At 58.8% G+C, this 16,800-nt stretch carries 13 protein-coding genes; all 13 read left to right on the top strand.

Going from position 1 to position 16,800, the window contains the following annotated elements:
- Window positions 1-1,458, top strand: a complete 1,458-nt coding sequence (locus ACQQ2Q_RS11365; protein ID WP_428187175.1) for a UDP-N-acetylmuramoyl-L-alanyl-D-glutamate--2,6-diaminopimelate ligase — start codon at window positions 1-3, stop codon at window positions 1,456-1,458.
- Window positions 1,455-2,888: a UDP-N-acetylmuramoylalanyl-D-glutamyl-2,6-diaminopimelate--D-alanyl-D-alanine ligase gene (locus ACQQ2Q_RS11360; RefSeq protein WP_428187174.1), complete on the top strand. Its 1,434-nt coding sequence runs from the start codon at window positions 1,455-1,457 to the stop codon at window positions 2,886-2,888. Before ACQQ2Q_RS11365 ends, ACQQ2Q_RS11360 begins: the two co-directional genes overlap by 4 nt.
- A 24-nt stretch (window positions 2,889-2,912) precedes the next feature.
- On the top strand, window positions 2,913-4,013 hold the full coding sequence (mraY, locus tag ACQQ2Q_RS11355; RefSeq protein ID WP_428187173.1) for a phospho-N-acetylmuramoyl-pentapeptide-transferase: 1,101 nt from the start codon (window positions 2,913-2,915) through the stop codon (window positions 4,011-4,013).
- Window positions 4,014-4,019: 6 nt separating this feature from the next.
- A complete protein-coding gene (gene murD / locus ACQQ2Q_RS11350) occupies window positions 4,020-5,429 on the top strand; it encodes a UDP-N-acetylmuramoyl-L-alanine--D-glutamate ligase (RefSeq protein ID WP_428187172.1) in 1,410 nt (469 codons plus the stop codon).
- A 1-nt stretch (window position 5,430) separates the two neighbouring features.
- A complete protein-coding gene (ftsW, locus tag ACQQ2Q_RS11345) occupies window positions 5,431-6,585 on the top strand; it encodes a putative lipid II flippase FtsW (RefSeq protein ID WP_428187171.1) in 1,155 nt (384 codons plus the stop codon).
- Between the two features lie 5 nt (window positions 6,586-6,590).
- Window positions 6,591-7,712, top strand: a complete 1,122-nt coding sequence (murG, locus tag ACQQ2Q_RS11340) for an undecaprenyldiphospho-muramoylpentapeptide beta-N-acetylglucosaminyltransferase (RefSeq protein ID WP_428187170.1) — start codon at window positions 6,591-6,593, stop codon at window positions 7,710-7,712.
- A complete protein-coding gene (murC, locus tag ACQQ2Q_RS11335) occupies window positions 7,709-9,121 on the top strand; it encodes a UDP-N-acetylmuramate--L-alanine ligase (RefSeq protein ID WP_428187169.1) in 1,413 nt (470 codons plus the stop codon). Before murG ends, murC begins: the two co-directional genes overlap by 4 nt.
- On the top strand, window positions 9,122-10,096 hold the full coding sequence (gene murB, locus ACQQ2Q_RS11330) for a UDP-N-acetylmuramate dehydrogenase (protein ID WP_428187168.1): 975 nt from the start codon (window positions 9,122-9,124) through the stop codon (window positions 10,094-10,096).
- Window positions 10,097-10,511: 415 nt separating this feature from the next.
- Complete coding sequence (locus tag ACQQ2Q_RS11325) at window positions 10,512-11,438, top strand: D-alanine--D-alanine ligase (RefSeq protein WP_428187167.1); 927 nt, start codon at window positions 10,512-10,514, stop codon at window positions 11,436-11,438.
- A gap of 20 nt (window positions 11,439-11,458) precedes the next feature.
- Window positions 11,459-12,346 (top strand): cell division protein FtsQ/DivIB, encoded by an 888-nt coding sequence (locus ACQQ2Q_RS11320; RefSeq protein ID WP_428187166.1) that lies wholly within the window; start codon window positions 11,459-11,461, stop codon window positions 12,344-12,346.
- On the top strand, window positions 12,343-13,674 hold the full coding sequence (gene ftsA, locus ACQQ2Q_RS11315) for a cell division protein FtsA (protein ID WP_428187165.1): 1,332 nt from the start codon (window positions 12,343-12,345) through the stop codon (window positions 13,672-13,674). Before ACQQ2Q_RS11320 ends, ftsA begins: the two co-directional genes overlap by 4 nt.
- A gap of 95 nt (window positions 13,675-13,769) precedes the next feature.
- Window positions 13,770-15,482, top strand: coding sequence for a cell division protein FtsZ (gene ftsZ / locus ACQQ2Q_RS11310; protein WP_428187164.1), 1,713 nt, complete (start codon window positions 13,770-13,772; stop codon window positions 15,480-15,482).
- 277 nt (window positions 15,483-15,759) lie between these two features.
- Window positions 15,760-16,719 (top strand): UDP-3-O-acyl-N-acetylglucosamine deacetylase, encoded by a 960-nt coding sequence (gene lpxC / locus ACQQ2Q_RS11305; RefSeq protein ID WP_428187163.1) that lies wholly within the window; start codon window positions 15,760-15,762, stop codon window positions 16,717-16,719.
- The last annotated feature ends 81 nt before the right edge of the window (window positions 16,720-16,800 follow it).

The raw sequence follows: 16,800 nt of genomic DNA, 5'->3' as shown, positions 1-16,800 counted from the left end.
ATGATTTTGCGAGAGTTGCCCTTTGGTGACGTGTTGCAGCAAGCTAAACTGCAGGGAAGTACAGGCGATCTCGAGATTTCCGGTCTTTCTGCGGACAGCCGGGCGGTCAGGCCGGGCATGCTGTTTGTGGCCTTGGCAGGTGTGAAGGCCGATGGCGCAAGCTTCGCCGCCGACGCTGTCTCAAAAGGTGCGGTTGCTGTCGTATCGTCTCATGATCTGGACGCCTCGGTGCCTGTGATTGTGGTCGACAATCCGAGGCGTTTTCTGGCCTTGGCAGCCGCACAGTTTTATGGCGCTCAGCCGGAGACAATGGTTGCCGTGACCGGAACAGCCGGCAAGACATCCGTCGCATCATTCACCCGGCAGATCTGGGCGCATGCAGGGATGGCAGCGGCACAGATCGGCACGACCGGCGTCGTGTCACCGAGCCGAAATGAATATGGTTCGCTGACGACACCCGATCCTGTCGCTCTTCATGAGTTGCTTGCCGAACTTGCCGGTGAGGGGGTGACCCATGCGGCGATGGAGGCCTCCAGCCACGGGCTCGATCAGAGCCGCCTGGACGGTGTGAAGCTCTCAGCCGGCGCCTTTACCAATCTCGGTCGCGACCACATGGATTATCACCCGACGGTCGAGGACTATATGGCCGCCAAGATGCGTTTGTTCGATGCGCTGCTGCCCAAGGGATCGCCAGCGGTGATCTTTGCCGATGACCGCTGGTCCGGTGAAGCGATCCGGGTGGCAACGGCTGCCGGCCACGATGTCCGCACGGTTGGTCGCAAGGGCAGCTTCATTGCACTGAAACGCGTCGAGCATTTTCGCCACAAGCAAGTGGCCGAAGTGCATGTCGATGGTCAGATCTTTGAAATCCAGTTGCCGCTCGCCGGTGACTTCCAGATCGCCAATGCGCTGGTGGCTGCAGGGCTTGCCATATCGACCGGCGTTTCTGCGGCACAGACCTTCAAGGCACTGGAAAAGCTTCAGGGGGCTGCAGGCCGGCTGGAACTCATCGGCCAGACCAAAACGGGCGCGCTGGCCTATGTCGATTACGCGCACAAGCCGGACGCGCTTGAGAATGTGCTGACGTCGGTTCGCCCCTTCACCAGCGGTCGCATCATCGTGGTGTTCGGTTGCGGCGGTAATCGCGACAAGGGTAAACGACCGATCATGGGCGAAATCGCCTGCCGGTTGGCTGATGTCGTGATTGTCACCGACGACAATCCACGCACCGAAGTGCCGGATGAAATCCGCGCCGAGATCATGGCGGCTGCACCGGGTGCCACAGAGATTGGCGACCGCGCGAAAGCGATCAAGTCCGCAGTGTCGATGCTCTCGTCCGGCGACACACTGATCGTGGCCGGCAAGGGACATGAGGAAGGGCAGATCGTCGGCGACGTGACACTGCCATTCTCTGACCATACGGAACTTCGCAACGCATTGAAGGAACTGCAGCATTGACCTTGCTCTGGACATCGCAGGACATGGCCGAGGCCATGGGTGGACGTCCGGTGGGCCATCTGCCCGAGGGCATTACCGGCATTTCCATCGATAGCCGGTCCATCTCGCCGGGAGAGGCTTTTTTCGCCATCAAGGGCGACAGGGTCGATGGTCATGATTTCGCAAGCATTGCCATTGCCAATGGCGCGTCTCTTCTCGTCGTGAGCGAAGCCAAGCTGCCGGCACTTGGGCGGCTGGTCGTACCGATGATCGTGGTGGACGATGTGTTGGAGGCGCTGGTTCTGCTGGGCAAGGCTGCCCGCGCCAGAACACGCGCGAAGATCATCGGTGTTACCGGTTCAGTCGGCAAGACAACGACGAAGGAAATGCTGCGCAAGGTGCTGGAGCCGTCCGGCAAGGTGCATGCAGCCGTTGCCTCGTTCAACAATCACTGGGGCGTGCCGCTCACATTGGCACGCATGCCAGCCGATACCGATTACGGTATCTTTGAAATCGGCATGAACCACCCGGGTGAAATTCGTCCGCTGGTGAAACAGGTCAGGCCTCATGTTGCGGTCATCACCACGATCGCGCCCGCTCATCTCGGAAACTTCAAGGATATCGAGGAAATCGCCGTTGCAAAGGCTGAGATCTTTGAGGGGTTGGAGCCAGGTGGCCATGTTCTGCTCAACCGCGACAATAGCCAGTATGCGCGTCTGGAAAAGGCGGCACGGGCCGCGGGCGTGGAGAATATTCACAGTTTCGGCGAATATGCCAAAGCCGATTTCCGGCTGGCGGAATTCGACGGCGGGGCTGAGGTCTCAACCCTTTGGGCCGTCTTTGGCGGCAAGACGCATGAAATATTGCTCGGCGCGCCGGGCAAACATCTGGCCGAAAACGCCATGGCGGTCCTGGGCGTCGTCGCGCTGATTAGCGCGAATGTCGAATCTGCCATTGCAGCGCTTGGCGACCTGTCTCCCGTCAAAGGGCGTGGCGCGCGACACAAACTTGCCATCGACCGCAAGAGTTTCACGCTGATCGATGAAAGCTACAACGCCAATCCGGCATCGATGAGAGCGGCGATCTCCGTTCTGGCATCTGCCAATCCGGACGGCGAGGGCCGCCGTATCGCCATTCTGGGCGACATGCTGGAAATGGGAGAATTTGCTGAAAGCGTTCACGCCGAGCTTGCAAGTCCATTGCTGGCCGCTGGAATCGAGCATGTCTGGCTTGCCGGTCCGGCCATGGTCGCGCTTCGGGATGCTTTGCCCGAAAGCGTGAAAGTCGAATACCGTGAAAACACGGATGAACTGGCGGCTTTCGTTGTCTCATCGGTCCAAGCCGGCGATGTTTTGATGATAAAGTCGTCTTTGGGTATCGGGTTTGGGCGTATCGTGACCGCTCTGCTTGACAAGTTTGCTGCATTCTCCGACACGTCGCGCCAATCTTAATCAGGGCTTTCGGAAAGGGCACTCATGCTGATCTGGCTCGTTGAACTGTCGGACCATGTACAGTTCTTCAACCTCTTTCGTTACATCACGTTCCGGACAGGGGCTGCACTTTTCACCTCCGCGCTGATCGTTTTTCTATTCGGTCCGGCGATGATCAATTCCCTGCGTGTCCGTCAGGGCAAGGGCCAGCCGATCCGGGCTGATGGTCCTCAAACGCATTTCAAGAAGGCGGGTACGCCGACAATGGGTGGATTGATGATTCTGGCCGGTCTGGTCGGGTCGTCGCTGCTCTGGGCCGATCTGTCGAATATTTACGTCGTGTCGACGCTGCTGGTTACGCTCGGCTTCGGTGCCATAGGATTTTACGACGACTATCTGAAGGTGACCAAACAATCCGACAAGGGCTTTTCAGGGCGAGCGCGTCTTGGGATCGAGTTCCTGATTGCGGGCATTGCTGTCTACTTCATGATGCAGTCGGCCTTTGCCACCGCACCGCCCGGATCAACGGCTGCATCGTCGGTCGCGTTTCCCTTCTTCAAAGACTTCATGATCAATCTGGGCATCTTCTTCGTGCTGTTTGGCGGTTTCGTCATCGTGGCTGCCGGCAATGCGGTCAATCTGACTGATGGCCTTGACGGCCTGGCCATCGTGCCGGTGATGATTGCTGCTGCATCCTTCGGTGTCATTTCCTATCTCGCGGGTAACGCCGTCTTTGCCAATTATCTCCAGATCAACTTTGTCGTCGGAACCGGTGAGCTTGCGGTCGTCATGGGTGCTGTGATCGGGGCCGGTCTCGGATTCTTGTGGTTCAACGCCCCGCCGGCTGCGATTTTCATGGGCGATACAGGGTCTCTGGCACTGGGCGGTCTGATCGGCACGGTCGCCGTGGCGACCAAGCACGAGATCGTCATGGCGATCATCGGTGGGCTGTTCGTGCTTGAGACCCTGTCCGTGATCATTCAGGTGGCCTGGTTCAAGACTACGGGCAAGCGCGTGTTTCTCATGGCGCCGATCCACCACCATTTCGAAAAACTCGGCTGGACTGAAAGCCAGGTTGTGATCCGCTTCTGGATCATCGCGGTGGGGCTTGCCATGCTCGGTCTTTCCACCCTCAAGCTGCGGTAGTCGATCATGATCCCGGTCAAAACCTTCGCTGGCAAGGATGTCGCTCTGTTCGGTCTCGGCGGTTCGGGACTGGCAACGGCGAAGGCACTGGTTGCAGGCGGTGCCAAGGTGATGGCCTGGGACGACAATCCCGAAAGCGTTGCAAAGGCAGCCGCAGACGGCGTGCCAACCGCTGACTTGCGGGACATTGACTGGAGCGTCCTGTCGGCCTTCGTTCTGTCTCCGGGCGTCCCGCTCACGCATCCCAAGCCGCATTGGTCGGTGACGCTGGCGCGGACCGCGTGCGTCGAGATCATCGGCGATGTGGAATTGTTCGTGCGGGAACGGCGTGCTTTGGCCCCGGATTGCCCTTTCATCGCAATCACCGGCACCAACGGAAAGTCGACCACGACCGCGTTGATTGCCCATATTCTGCAAAGCGCGGGTCGCGATACCCAGCTTGGCGGCAATATCGGTCGGGCAGTGCTCACACTCGATCCACCCAAGGCAGAGCGCTATTTCGTGGTCGAGTGCTCGTCCTATCAGATCGATCTGGCACCGACGTTGAATGCGAGCGCCGGTATCCTGCTCAACCTGACGCCGGATCATCTCGATCGCCACGGCACCATGCAGCACTATGCCGAGATCAAGGAAAGGCTGGTGGCGGGAAGCGATACATCCATCATCGCCGTTGACGACAGCTATTGCGCGCTGATTGCCGATCACATCGAAAACGGTGGCGGCAAAGTGGAGCGCATCTCCAAACGTCAGCCGGTGGCTGAAGGCTTTTACAACGACGGTCACCGGATCATGCGCGCCCATATGGGCAAGACGGACGTTCTGGCAGACCTGAATGGTATTCCGACGCTTAAAGGCACCCACAACGCACAGAACGCTGCAGCCGCGATTGCTGCCTGCCTCGCGGTGGGTGTGTCTGCGGATGAGGTGAGGGCCGGGCTCAAGAGCTTTTCCGGCCTCAAGCACCGGATGCAGCCGGTCGGGCGTCGCGGCAATGTCGTGTTTGTCAACGATTCCAAGGCCACCAATGCGGAGGCCGCCGAGCCGTCACTTTCAAGCTATGAGCGGATCTACTGGATTGCGGGCGGGTTGCCCAAGGAAGGCGGTATCGCAAATCTGGCACCGCTTTTCCCGCGTATTGCCAAGGCCTATCTGATCGGCGAGGCGGCGTCGTCCTTTTCGGCGACACTGGGCGATGCGGTACCTTATGAAATTTCGGGCACTTTAGACAAAGCCGTTGCCCATGCTGCCGCCGATGCGGCCGAAGACAGTCAAGATGCTGCGATTTTACTAGCCCCGGCTTGCGCAAGCTTCGATCAGTACAAGAACTTCGAGCTGCGTGGCGATTCGTTCGTAACGCATGTTGCCGGGTTGCCCGGTATCAAGATGCTCGTCGAGGTTCCTCAAGGAGGGCAATGACATGGTAAGCCGCGCTGAGCGTGGTCCCGTCGCAGACTGGTTCTGGACGATCGATCGCCTTTTTCTCGTGCTCTTTCTGCTGTTGATGGGCGTCGGGCTGATGCTGTCTTTCGCGGCGTCTCCTGCTGTCGCCGAACGTTTGGGGCTGGACAGTTTTCACTTCGTCAAGCGTCAGGCGGTCTTCATGATCCCTGCCATAGGCGTGATGATCGGGCTGTCCTTCCTGACGCCAAGACAAGTGCGCCGTGCCGCCGTCCTGATGCTGGCGGCATCTCTGTTGCTGATGCTGATTGCGCTGTTCTTCGGCATCGAGGTCAAGGGTGCTCGTCGTTGGGTGACCATTGCCGGCCTGTCCATCCAGCCATCCGAATTCATGAAACCAGCCTTTGTGGTTGTCTGTGCCTGGCTGTTTGCCGAACATGCGCGCCAGCCCGAGATACCCGGCAATCTGTTTGCCATCATCCTGTTCGGTGTGGTTGCAGCCCTGTTGATGGCGCAGCCTGACCTTGGACAAACCATTCTGACCTCGGTTGTGTGGGGGGCGATGTTCTTCATGGCGGGCATGCCCTGGCTCTGGATCACGCTTCTGGGCGGACTGGGAGCCTCGGGTATTGCGGTTGCCTATGTCACGCTCCCGCATGTGGCGGGACGAATAGACAGGTTCTGGACGGGCGAGGGCGATACATTTCAGGTCGATACCGCGCGCGAAGCCATCATTCGCGGCGACTGGCTTGGTCAGGGCCCGGGGGAGGGCATCGTCAAGCGCATCATTCCCGATAGCCATACCGACTTTATCTTTTCTGTCGCGGCCGAAGAGTTCGGCATTATCTTCTGCATGGTTCTGGTGTCGATCTTTGCCCTTCTGGTGCTGCGCGGTCTCAGCCATGCTTTCAAGGAACGCGACGACTTCAATCGCTTTGCCGTCGCCGGTCTCGTTCTTCAGATCGGCAGCCAGTCGCTGATCAATATCGGCGTCAACCTGCAGCTTCTTCCAGCCAAGGGCATGACCCTGCCGCTGATTTCCTATGGTGGTTCGTCGATGATCGCGATCTGCGTGACGGCGGGCTTCATTCTTGCACTGACACGGCGGCGTCCGGAAAAGCGGGCGCAGGAGCGCAGCCTGTTTCGAATCGCGCATGGCGTGCCGGCGGAGTAATTTCTATGTCCAAGGGTATTGTGTTTCTGGCTGCCGGAGGAACCGGCGGCCATTTGTTTCCGGCTGAGGCGCTGGCCCATGCGTTGATTGACCGCGGCTATCAGGTGCATCTGGTCACCGACCGACGGGCGGAGCGCTATGCTGGCCATTTCCCGGCCGAAACCATCCATTCCATACCGTCGGCCACCATCGGCTCGAAGAATCCGGTCTCGGTTCTGAAAGCTGTGTGGACGCTTTGGCGCGGCATGCGGGCGGCGCGCAGACTGATGCGCGACGTCAAGCCAAAGATCGTTGTCGGTTTTGGCGGCTATCCGACCATTCCTCCAATGATGGCTGCCAAGGGCCTTGGACTGCCGACGGTGCTGCATGAACAAAATGCTGTCATGGGGCGCGCCAACAAAGCGCTGGCCAAGGGCGTACGGGCAATTGCCGGCGGTTTTCTGAGTGGCAGCGGCACCTATGGCGAAAAGACTGTGGTCACCGGCAATCCGGTTCGTCCCGCAGTCATCGCTGCGTCGTCCATCCCTTATGCGCCCTCTGAAGCCCAAAGACCGTTCCGTCTCGTTGTCTTCGGTGGCAGCCAGGGGGCGAGCTTTTTCTCCGGTGCCATTCCCCAGGCGATCCGCTTGCTGGATGCGCCGCTTCGCCAACGCCTCACTGTCAGCCAACAGGCGCGTGCCGAGGATCTCGACGAGGTCAAAGCCCAATATGCCGACCTCGGCGTGACGGCGGATATCGCGCCCTTCTTCAACGATATGGCGGGACGAATTGCGGCGGCACATCTGGTGATTTCACGCTCGGGCGCCTCGACCGTGTCTGAACTTTCGGTCATTGGCCGTCCATCACTGCTGGTGCCATATCCTTATGCGCTCGACCATGACCAGGCGGCCAACGCAGCGGCGCTTGCAGCCAGCGGTGGCGCGACAGTGACTGCCCAGTCCGACCTCTCGCCGGAACGACTTTCAGAGGTTATCTCTCAGGCGATGCTGGACCCGCAGCGGCTTTCAGGAATGGCAGACAGCGCGCGCCGGGTTGGTAAACCTGATGCGACACGCTTGCTTGCTGACCTCGTTGAGGCTATTGCCGCAGGCACAAGCGTCAATGATTTCAAAGGAACGACGTCATGAAAATGCCGACCAGCATCGGCCTTGTGCATTTCATCGGCATTGGTGGTATCGGCATGAGCGGTATCGCCGAGGTGTTGCATAATCTCGGGCACAAGGTTCAGGGCTCGGACCAGTCCGATAGTGCCAATGTGCAACGTCTGCGCGAAAAGGGCATTCCTGTATTCGTTGGCCACGAGGCGGAAAACCTTGGCGAGGCCGAAGTCGTTGTGGTCTCCACCGCGATCAAGAAGAGCAATCCTGAACTCGTCGCTGCGCGTGAAAAGCTGCTGCCTATCGTGCGCCGCGCTGAAATGCTGGCTGAGCTTATGCGCTTCCGCAATGCGATCGCCATCGGCGGCACGCATGGCAAGACCACGACGACGTCCATGGTTGCCGCGCTGCTGGATGCCGGCGATCTCGATCCGACCGTAATCAATGGCGGAATCATCAACGCCTATGGCACCAATGCGCGCATGGGTGAGGGCGAGTGGATGGTTGTCGAAGCCGACGAATCGGACGGCACCTTCCTGAAGCTGCCAGCCGAAGTGGCTGTCGTGACCAATATCGATCCGGAGCATCTGGATCACTACGGCAATTTCGATGCGGTGCGTGCGGCCTTCCGCCAGTTCGTCGAGAATGTGCCGTTTTACGGTTTTGGCGTGATGTGCCTCGATCATCCGGAAGTGCAGGCGCTCGTCGGCAAGATCGAGGACCGCAAGGTCATCACTTACGGCGAAAATCCGCAGGCAGATGTGCGTTTTTCGAACGTGCGCCTTGAGGGCACAAAGTCTATCTTCGATGTTGAGATTCGCCGTCGTCGGACCGGCCGGGTCTTCAATTTCAAGGATCTGATGTTGCCCATGCCCGGTCGTCACAATATTTCCAATGCCTGCGCCGCGATAGCGGTTGCCAACCGGCTCGGCATCAGCGAGGCGGCGATCAAGAAGGGGCTGTCGAGCTTTGGCGGGGTCAAGCGTCGCTTTACCCTGACCGGCACATGGAACGGTGTGCAGGTGTTCGATGACTACGGTCACCATCCAGTCGAGATCAAGTCGGCAATCCGGGCGGCACGCGAATCGAGCAGCGGGCGGATCATCGCGGTCCATCAGCCGCATCGCTATAGCCGACTTGCAAGCCTGTTTGACGATTTTGCCAATTGCTTCAACGATGCAGACAGCATTTTTATCGCACCGGTTTATGCCGCTGGCGAAGATCCTGTCGACGGTGTTGATGCTGAAGCGCTGGTGTCGCGGATCAAGGCCAGCGGTCATCGCGATGCTCGTTATCTGGCGTCTCCCGACAAGCTTGCGCCGATGATTGCCGAACTCGCAAAGCCCGGAGATTTTGTGATTTTGCTCGGTGCTGGCAATATTACCCAATGGGCGGCATCGCTGCCCGGCGAACTCAATGCCTTTTCAGGAAATGCGTGAATGAAGCAGGTTGATGGAGAAAAATTGCTGGCGTCGCTGGGGCCCGAGGTTGAAAACCTCAAGGGTCGGCTGACACCGAATGCGCCGATGGATCGTGTTACCTGGTTTCAGGCCGGCGGGCTCGCCGAGTTGATGTTCCAGCCGCATGATGTCGAGGATCTGGTGACCTTCCTGAAACTGCTGCCCGAAGATGTGCCGGTGACACCCGTCGGTGTCGGCTCGAACCTTCTGGTGCGTGACGGTGGTATCAAGGGGGTGGTCATTCGCCTCTCTGCCAAGGGCTTCGGTCAGGTTGAACTGGCCGGCGAGAATCGCATTCGCGCCGGTGCGATCTGCCCCGACAAGCATATCTCGGCGATGGCGATGGATAACGGCATCGGCGGATTTCATTTTTATTACGGTATTCCCGGCAGCATCGGCGGTGCCGTGCGCATGAATGCAGGTGCCAACGGTTCGGAGACCGCATCGCGTCTGGTCGAGGTCGAGGCGGTGGATCGCAAGGGAAATCTGCTCACACTGTCGAATGCGGATATGGGCTACAGCTATCGCCATTCATCGGCTCCAGCAGGTGTCATCTTCACGCATGCCACCTTCGAGGGGTACCCGGAGGAGAAGGCCAAGATTCGTCAGGACATGGATGCCGTTCGCACTCATCGCGAGACAGTCCAGCCGGTCAAGGAGAAGACCGGTGGCTCGACGTTCAAGAATCCAGCGGGTCATTCGGCCTGGGAATTGATCGACGAGGCCGGCTGCCGTGGTTTGATGATCGGTGGTGCGCAGATGTCTTCCCTTCACTGCAATTTCATGATCAATACCGGTCAAGCGAGCGGTTACGATCTGGAATATCTGGGCGAGACCGTTCGTCAGAAGGTCTTTGAAAAGTCCGGCATCAAGCTGGAATGGGAGATCAAACGGCTCGGCGTCTTCATGCCGGATCGCGAAATCGAACCTTTTCTGGGCCAGCCCAGCGAATAACGCAGTTCGGGCAGGCTGATATGGCTCTGCCCGAAACGCGACCGCGGCTGCATGAGGCAGCTTGCGAGGGGATGATTCCGAACCGGACCACTGATTCCGGGCTTTGGCAGAATCGTCCGGCGAACACCCCTCTGCCTGCCGGTGGAAAAGCGTCTGTTTACCAGATTGCTGATGGTCATCTGAGCAGCGCGAGAATGGGGTCTCTTAGCCTTCTTCAATGAAAACAGTTGTTTAAAGCGCTTTTTTCGGGCGCGGAGCAAAATATTTTTCGCGTCAAAATGGCGTCGGTTAACGAAAGTAAACACTTCATTAACCTTAATGTTGTTCTACTAACGCTACGCAAAACAGGACCGCATCGGTCGCGGGTTTCGCGGAAGTGAAGTGGCGCAAGGCACGAGAATCGCCAGGAGCGTTTATGGGTAGCAAGCATGTCGCCGTCCTTATGGGTGGCTTTTCCTCAGAGCGGCCGGTCAGTCTGGCTTCGGGCGAGTCGTGTGCAGCGGCTCTCGAGGCCGAGGGCTATCGCGTCACCCGTGTGGATGTCGGCCGTGATGTTGCTGCCGTGCTTGCCGATCTGCGCCCCGACGTCGCATTCAATGCGCTGCATGGACCTTATGGCGAAGACGGTACCGTTCAGGGCGTGCTCGAATATCTTCAGATACCCTACACCCATTCCGGCGTTCTGGCTTCGGCGCTTGCCATGGACAAGGGGCAGGCCAAGGTCGTTGCTGCCGCTGCCGGCGTTCCCGTTGCCGAGGCGAAGATCCTGATGCGTCACGATATCGGTCGCGCGCATCCCATTGAGCCTCCCTATGTGGTGAAACCCGTCAGCGAAGGCTCCAGCTTTGGCGTTGTGATTGTCCAGGAAGGTCAGTCGCATCCGCCGCAGGTCCTGACCTCGTCCGAGTGGCGCTATGGCGACCGTGTCATGGTTGAGCGCTATGTCGCCGGCCGTGAATTGACCTGCGCTGTGATGGACGGCAATGCGCTGGGTGTCACCGAGATCGTTCCTAAAGGTCACGCCTTTTATGACTATGATTCCAAATATGTCGTGGGGGGCTCGGAGCACGTTCTGCCGGCTAAAATTTCATTAAATATTTACCAAAAAATACAAGAGTTCGCAGTCAAGGCGCATCAGGCCGTAGGATGTCGCGGTGTTTCGCGGTCGGACTTTCGTTTTGACGATCGCCTGTCCGAGGATGGTGAGTTGATCTGGCTTGAAGTCAATACGCAGCCAGGCATGACCCCAACCTCTCTGGTGCCTGAGATGGCGGCTCATGCGGGCTACACTTTTGGTGAGTTTTTGCGTTGGATGGTGGAGGACGCGTCGTGTTTTCGCTGAACGGCAATAGACGGTCTGGTATGTCGGTTTCTGATTCGTCCAATGGCGAGCAGCTGGTGCTGCCGCGTCCTGTGCGTCGGCTGGTGCGTGTTGCTGTCGGTCTGGGCACTGGCCGCATTGTGTTGCCGGAAAGCCTTGGTCGTATCTCGCTTGCCGGCTATTGCATTGCCGTCGTTTCGTTCGGTGTGGTCGTTGGCGGTCATGGTCAGGGCTTCATTCAGGCTGTGACATCCATGGCCGGTTTTGCCATCGAAGATGTGAAGGTTGCCGGCAACCGCCAGACCTCTGAAATCGATATTCTCCAGACCCTCGGCCTTGATGGCACGACATCTCTGCTGGCGCTGGATATCGACACCGCTCGTCGTTCGCTTGCCAATCTGCCCTGGGTCGAAAAAGCTGAAGTGCGCAAGATCTATCCGGCAACCGTCGAGGTGATGCTCGAAGAGCGCAAGGCCTACGGTATCTGGCAGCACGGCAATGAGCTTTCTCTGATCGAGAAGAACGGTAGCGTGATTGGCCCGTTGCGCGACAACAAGTTCTCCGGCCTTCCGTTGTTCGTTGGTCGCGATGCCGAAACGGCAGCTGCAAGCGTCGAAGACGAGTTTTCGCGCTGGCCTGACATTGCTTTTCGCATCAAGGCTTTCGTCCGGATCGCCGGTCGTCGCTGGGATGTGCATCTCGACAACGGCATCATCGTGAAGCTGCCGGAAACCAATCTTGCTGGCGCTCTGGATCGTCTGGAGAAATTCAATGCGCAGAACCAGATTCTGGAGCGCGACATTGCGGCCATCGACCTGCGCCTCGACGATCGCGTTGCCGTGCGTTTGACACCTGAAGCGCTGGAACGCCGTCAGACGGCTATTGCCGAGCGCGACAAGCTGATCAAAAAAGCGGGAGAGCGCATATGAGCCTCTTCGGTCACCAGAATTTCGGCCTGCCGCGTCTCAAGCCCCTGTCATCCAAGCGGATGCAGATCGTGTCGGTGCTCGACATCGGCTCGACCAAGGTCGTTTGCATGATCGGTCGCTTGACGCCCTGCAAGGAAAGCGATGTTTTGCCGGGCCGTACCCACAGCGTCGAAATCATCGGTATCGGCCACCAGCGTTCGCGTGGCGTCAAATGTGGCGTCATCGCTGATCTGGACGCGGTCGAAAGCGTCATCCGCAATGCGGTCGATGCAGCCGAACGTATGGCTGGCCTCACCATCGACAGCCTGATTGTCAACGTGTCGGCTGGCCGCCTGGGCAGCGATGTCTACACCGCGACAATCGATCTCGGCGGTCAGGAAGTCGAAGCCGGCGATCTGCGCAAGGTGCTGGTTGCGGCTGGCCAGCAGTCCCAGAACAACGACCGTGCAGTTCTCCACTCGCTGCCAACCGGTTTCATGCTGGACGGCGAACGCGGTGTTCGCGATCCGCTCGGCATGTACGGCGATGCGCTTGGCGTGGACATGCATGTCGTGACAGCCGAGCGTGCTGCCCTGAAGAATCTGGAGCTTTGCATCAACCGCGCGCATCTGAGCGTGGAAGGTGTCGTGGCGACGCCATATGCCAGCGGTCTTGCAGCGCTCGTCGATGACGAGGTTGAACTGGGTTGCGCTGCCATCGATATGGGCGGCGGTACGACGACGATTTCGGTTTTCGCCGAAGGCAAGCTCATTCACACCGACGCAATCGGTCTTGGCGGTCATCATGTCACCACCGATCTGGCGCGCGGTTTGTCGACCCGGATCGAGGATGCCGAGCGTTTGAAGGTCGTTCACGGTTCTGCGCTTTCGACGGCAGCCGACGAGCGTGACGTGATTGCCGTTCCACCGATCGGCGAAGATGACCGCGACCTGCCGAGCCAGGTGTCGCGCGCACTGATTTCCCGGATTATCCGGGCTCGCATCGAGGAGACGCTGGAACTGATCCGCGATCGGATCCAGAAATCGGGTTTCAGCCCGGTTGTCGGAAAGCGGATCGTTTTGACCGGGGGAGCAAGCCAGCTCACCGGTCTGCCGGAAGCCGCACGTCAGATCCTGGCACGCAATGTGCGGATCGGTCGCCCCATGGGCGTATCCGGCCTGCCGGCTGCAGCCAAGGGACCGGCATTCTCCACGGCGGTCGGGTTAATGATTTACCCGCAGGTCGCGGATCTGGAGACACATGCAGGACAAAATGGCCTGTTTTCTCCATTCGCGAACGGAAATGGCCGAATTGCCCGCGTAGGGCAGTGGCTGAGGGAAAGTTTTTGAATTCTGTCCGGTCGCCGTTGGCAGCGGCGCCGGGCAAAAAAGAGCAGTGATCAGGCCAGCGTGGCGATGCGGCCTAATAGAGAAGGAATTGGACCATGACGATTAAGCTGCAAAAGCCAGACATCACTGAACTGAAGCCACGTATCACCGTATTCGGTGTTGGCGGCGGCGGCGGAAATGCTGTCAACAACATGATCACGGCCGGTCTGGAAGGCGTCGACTTCGTTGTCGCCAACACAGACGCTCAGGCGCTGACCATGACCAAGGCTGATCGGGTTATCCAGCTCGGCGTGAGTGTAACGGAAGGCCTCGGCGCGGGTTCGCAGCCTGAAGTCGGTCGTGCGGCTGCTGAAGAGTGCATCGACGAAATCATCGATCACCTGTCGGGTACGCATATGTGCTTCGTCACCGCCGGCATGGGTGGTGGTACCGGCACGGGTGCTGCTCCGGTTGTTGCCCAGGCCGCCCGCAACAAGGGTATCCTGACGGTTGGCGTCGTCACAAAGCCATTCCAGTTTGAAGGTGCACGCCGCATGCGGCTGGCAGAATCGGGTATCGAGGAGCTTCAGAAGTCGGTCGACACTCTGATCGTCATCCCGAACCAGAACCTCTTCCGCATCGCCAACGACAAGACGACATTCGCTGACGCCTTTGCCATGGCCGACCAGGTGCTCTATTCGGGTGTTGCCTGCATCACCGACCTGATGGTCAAGGAAGGCCTGATCAACCTCGACTTCGCCGACGTTCGCTCGGTGATGCGCGAGATGGGCCGTGCGATGATGGGTACCGGCGAGGCTTCCGGCGAAGGTCGTGCGATGCAGGCTGCAGAAGCCGCTATTGCAAACCCGCTGCTCGACGAGACCTCGATGAAGGGGGCTCAGGGCCTGCTGATCTCCATCACCGGTGGACGCGATCTGACACTCTTCGAAGTGGACGAAGCTGCAACCCGTATTCGCGAAGAAGTCGATCCGGATGCCAATATCATCCTCGGTGCAACCTTCGACGAAGCGCTGGAAGGCATCATCCGCGTGTCGGTTGTTGCGACCGGTATCGACCGCGAAATCAACGCACGTGGCGGCAACACCTATGAAGTGACGCCACGCGCTGCTGCCCGTCCTTCCATTGCGTCGTCGGCACCTGCCGCGCAGCCGGCTCCGGCTCCGGCTCCTGCACCAAAGGCCGTCGATTCGGTTGCAGATACGATCCGTTCGGCTGAAGCCGAAATGGAGCGTGAACTGGACATCGAGATCAACCGTCAGCCATCGGCTCCTGCTGCTGAAACCTTCCGCCCGCAGAGCAAGCTGTTCAATGCGCCTCCGGCTCATGAAGCCCCTGTCGCCGTACCGCAGGCACAGCCGGCTCCAGCGATGGTCCGTCCGGCCGCACCTCAGCCGGCACCGCAGCCGGCCCCTGTTCGTCAGGAGCCGCAGGCCGTTGCACCGCGCCCGATGGCCGAGCCCGTTCGCATGCCAAAGGTTGAGGACTTTCCACCTGTCGTCCAGGCCGAAATCGATCGCCGTGGCCAGGCACAGGGCGTTCAGACCGACGAACGTGGTCCGATGGGCCTGTTGAAGCGGATCACCAACTCGCTTGGACGCCATCAGGATGAGGAATCGGTTGAATCCGACATGACAGGGACGCCTCCCGCTGCTTCACAGCAGCGTCGCCCTCTGTCTCCGGAAGCAAGCCTCTATGCGCCACGCCGTGGTCAGCTCGACGATCATGGCCGTGCAACACCTGCGTCGCATACGTCTCATGATGACGATCAGCTCGAGATCCCGGCATTCCTTCGCCGTCAGTCGAGCTGATAACAATCGTAAATTCGAATAAGCAGGGCCCGAGCTTCGTGCTCGGGCCTTCTTATTTCGGTATCGCGTAAGCCCATAATTTCGCAGGACTTTCCAACTCCGTTCTTTCGTTACATTCAGAAAGAAACAGTGATTTGGAATGTGTTGCGGGCATACGTATGTATTGTCCGAAACGGAAGGGTGCTTGCCGACTTCGTGCAGGATTTCCGGGATAGTATGAGCGGTGTGTCAGCTTCGAGGAGCGACCTTAGGACCGCGACAGGAAGGTACGCATTTTATGTCAATCGGTTTGCTGGGGTTTCAGTCTACAATCGCGTCTGCCATTTCGCTGAAGGGCATAGGCGTTCATTCCGGAACCGAGGTGACATTGAATTTTCTGCCGGCTGAGGCGGATAGCGGCATCGTCTTTCACCGTCTGCACGAGAATGGCAGCGTGACAGAGCTGAAAGCAGTGTCATCCCAGGTGGGCAATACTGATCTTTGCACCGTGCTTGGCGTTCAGGCCGACCGCTCGATTGCGACAATCGAACATGTGATGGCAGCGATCTATGCACTTGGAATCGACAACCTCGTGATTGAGGTAGACGGTGCCGAAATGCCGATCATGGACGGCAGCTCCGAACCCTTCATCGATGCGATCAATCAGGTCGGCATTCGCAACCTGAGGGCCAAGCGTCGTTATATCCGTGTTATCAAGCCGGTCCGTATCGAAGCTGGCGCGTCCTGGGCGGAGTTTCGCCCCCATCATGGTACGCGGTTCGAAGTCGAGATCGATTTCGACAGCCCGTTGATCGGTCGTCAGGGCTGGCAGGGCGAACTGACGGCTGAGAGCTTTACAACCGAATTGTCGCGCGCACGAACCTTCGGTTTCATGCGCGATGTTGAGAAGCTCTGGGCTGCAGGTTTTGCGCTGGGTTCATCGCTTGAAAACTCCGTGGTCATTTCCGATGACGACACAGTCATCAACATGGAAGGCCTGCGTTACGCCGATGAGTTCGGCCGGCACAAGACACTGGATGCCGTTGGCGATCTGGCGCTGGCCGGTGCGCAATTCATCGGTTGCTACCGTTCTTATCGTGGTGGCCACAAGCTGAATTCGAATGCGCTGAAGGCTTTGCTCAACGATCCAACCGCTTACGAAATTGTCGAGGCGCCGAGGCGTGAGACAAATGCACGGGCACGTGAGTTCGTTGCGGTCAATGAGCCGGGCTTCGCGCCCTGGGCTGCTGAGGTTTAAGGGAAAGGCCTTGCCTTTCTCTGTCATTTGGGAGGCCCGGGTTTAAGAATAAAACCGGGCGTGGTGGTCAAGCTGCCATAA

The sequence above is a fragment of the Agrobacterium sp. ES01 genome (assembly GCF_050320885.1).
Taxonomy (GTDB): Bacteria; Pseudomonadota; Alphaproteobacteria; order Rhizobiales; family Rhizobiaceae; genus Allorhizobium.
Note: the sequence above shows the minus strand (reverse complement) of the source record. Positions and strands in the feature narration are given on the sequence as shown.

Excerpts from the sequence above, each read along its gene's own strand:
- murC (WP_428187169.1), top strand. The coding sequence starts at position 7,709 with ATGAAAATGCCGACCAGCATCGGCCTTGTGCATTTCATCGGCATTGGT.
- ACQQ2Q_RS11320 (WP_428187166.1), top strand. The coding sequence starts at position 11,459 with ATGTCGGTTTCTGATTCGTCCAATGGCGAGCAGCTGGTGCTGCCGCGT.
- ftsZ (WP_428187164.1), top strand. The coding sequence starts at position 13,770 with ATGACGATTAAGCTGCAAAAGCCAGACATCACTGAACTGAAGCCACGT.
- murG (WP_428187170.1), top strand. The coding sequence starts at position 6,591 with ATGTCCAAGGGTATTGTGTTTCTGGCTGCCGGAGGAACCGGCGGCCAT.
- murD (WP_428187172.1), top strand. The coding sequence starts at position 4,020 with ATGATCCCGGTCAAAACCTTCGCTGGCAAGGATGTCGCTCTGTTCGGT.
- ACQQ2Q_RS11325 (WP_428187167.1), top strand. The coding sequence starts at position 10,512 with ATGGGTAGCAAGCATGTCGCCGTCCTTATGGGTGGCTTTTCCTCAGAG.
- ftsA (WP_428187165.1), top strand. The coding sequence starts at position 12,343 with ATGAGCCTCTTCGGTCACCAGAATTTCGGCCTGCCGCGTCTCAAGCCC.
- lpxC (WP_428187163.1), top strand. The coding sequence starts at position 15,760 with ATGTCAATCGGTTTGCTGGGGTTTCAGTCTACAATCGCGTCTGCCATT.
- ACQQ2Q_RS11365 (WP_428187175.1), top strand. The coding sequence starts at position 1 with ATGATTTTGCGAGAGTTGCCCTTTGGTGACGTGTTGCAGCAAGCTAAA.
- murB (WP_428187168.1), top strand. The coding sequence starts at position 9,122 with ATGAAGCAGGTTGATGGAGAAAAATTGCTGGCGTCGCTGGGGCCCGAG.
- mraY (WP_428187173.1), top strand. The coding sequence starts at position 2,913 with ATGCTGATCTGGCTCGTTGAACTGTCGGACCATGTACAGTTCTTCAAC.
- ftsW (WP_428187171.1), top strand. The coding sequence starts at position 5,431 with ATGGTAAGCCGCGCTGAGCGTGGTCCCGTCGCAGACTGGTTCTGGACG.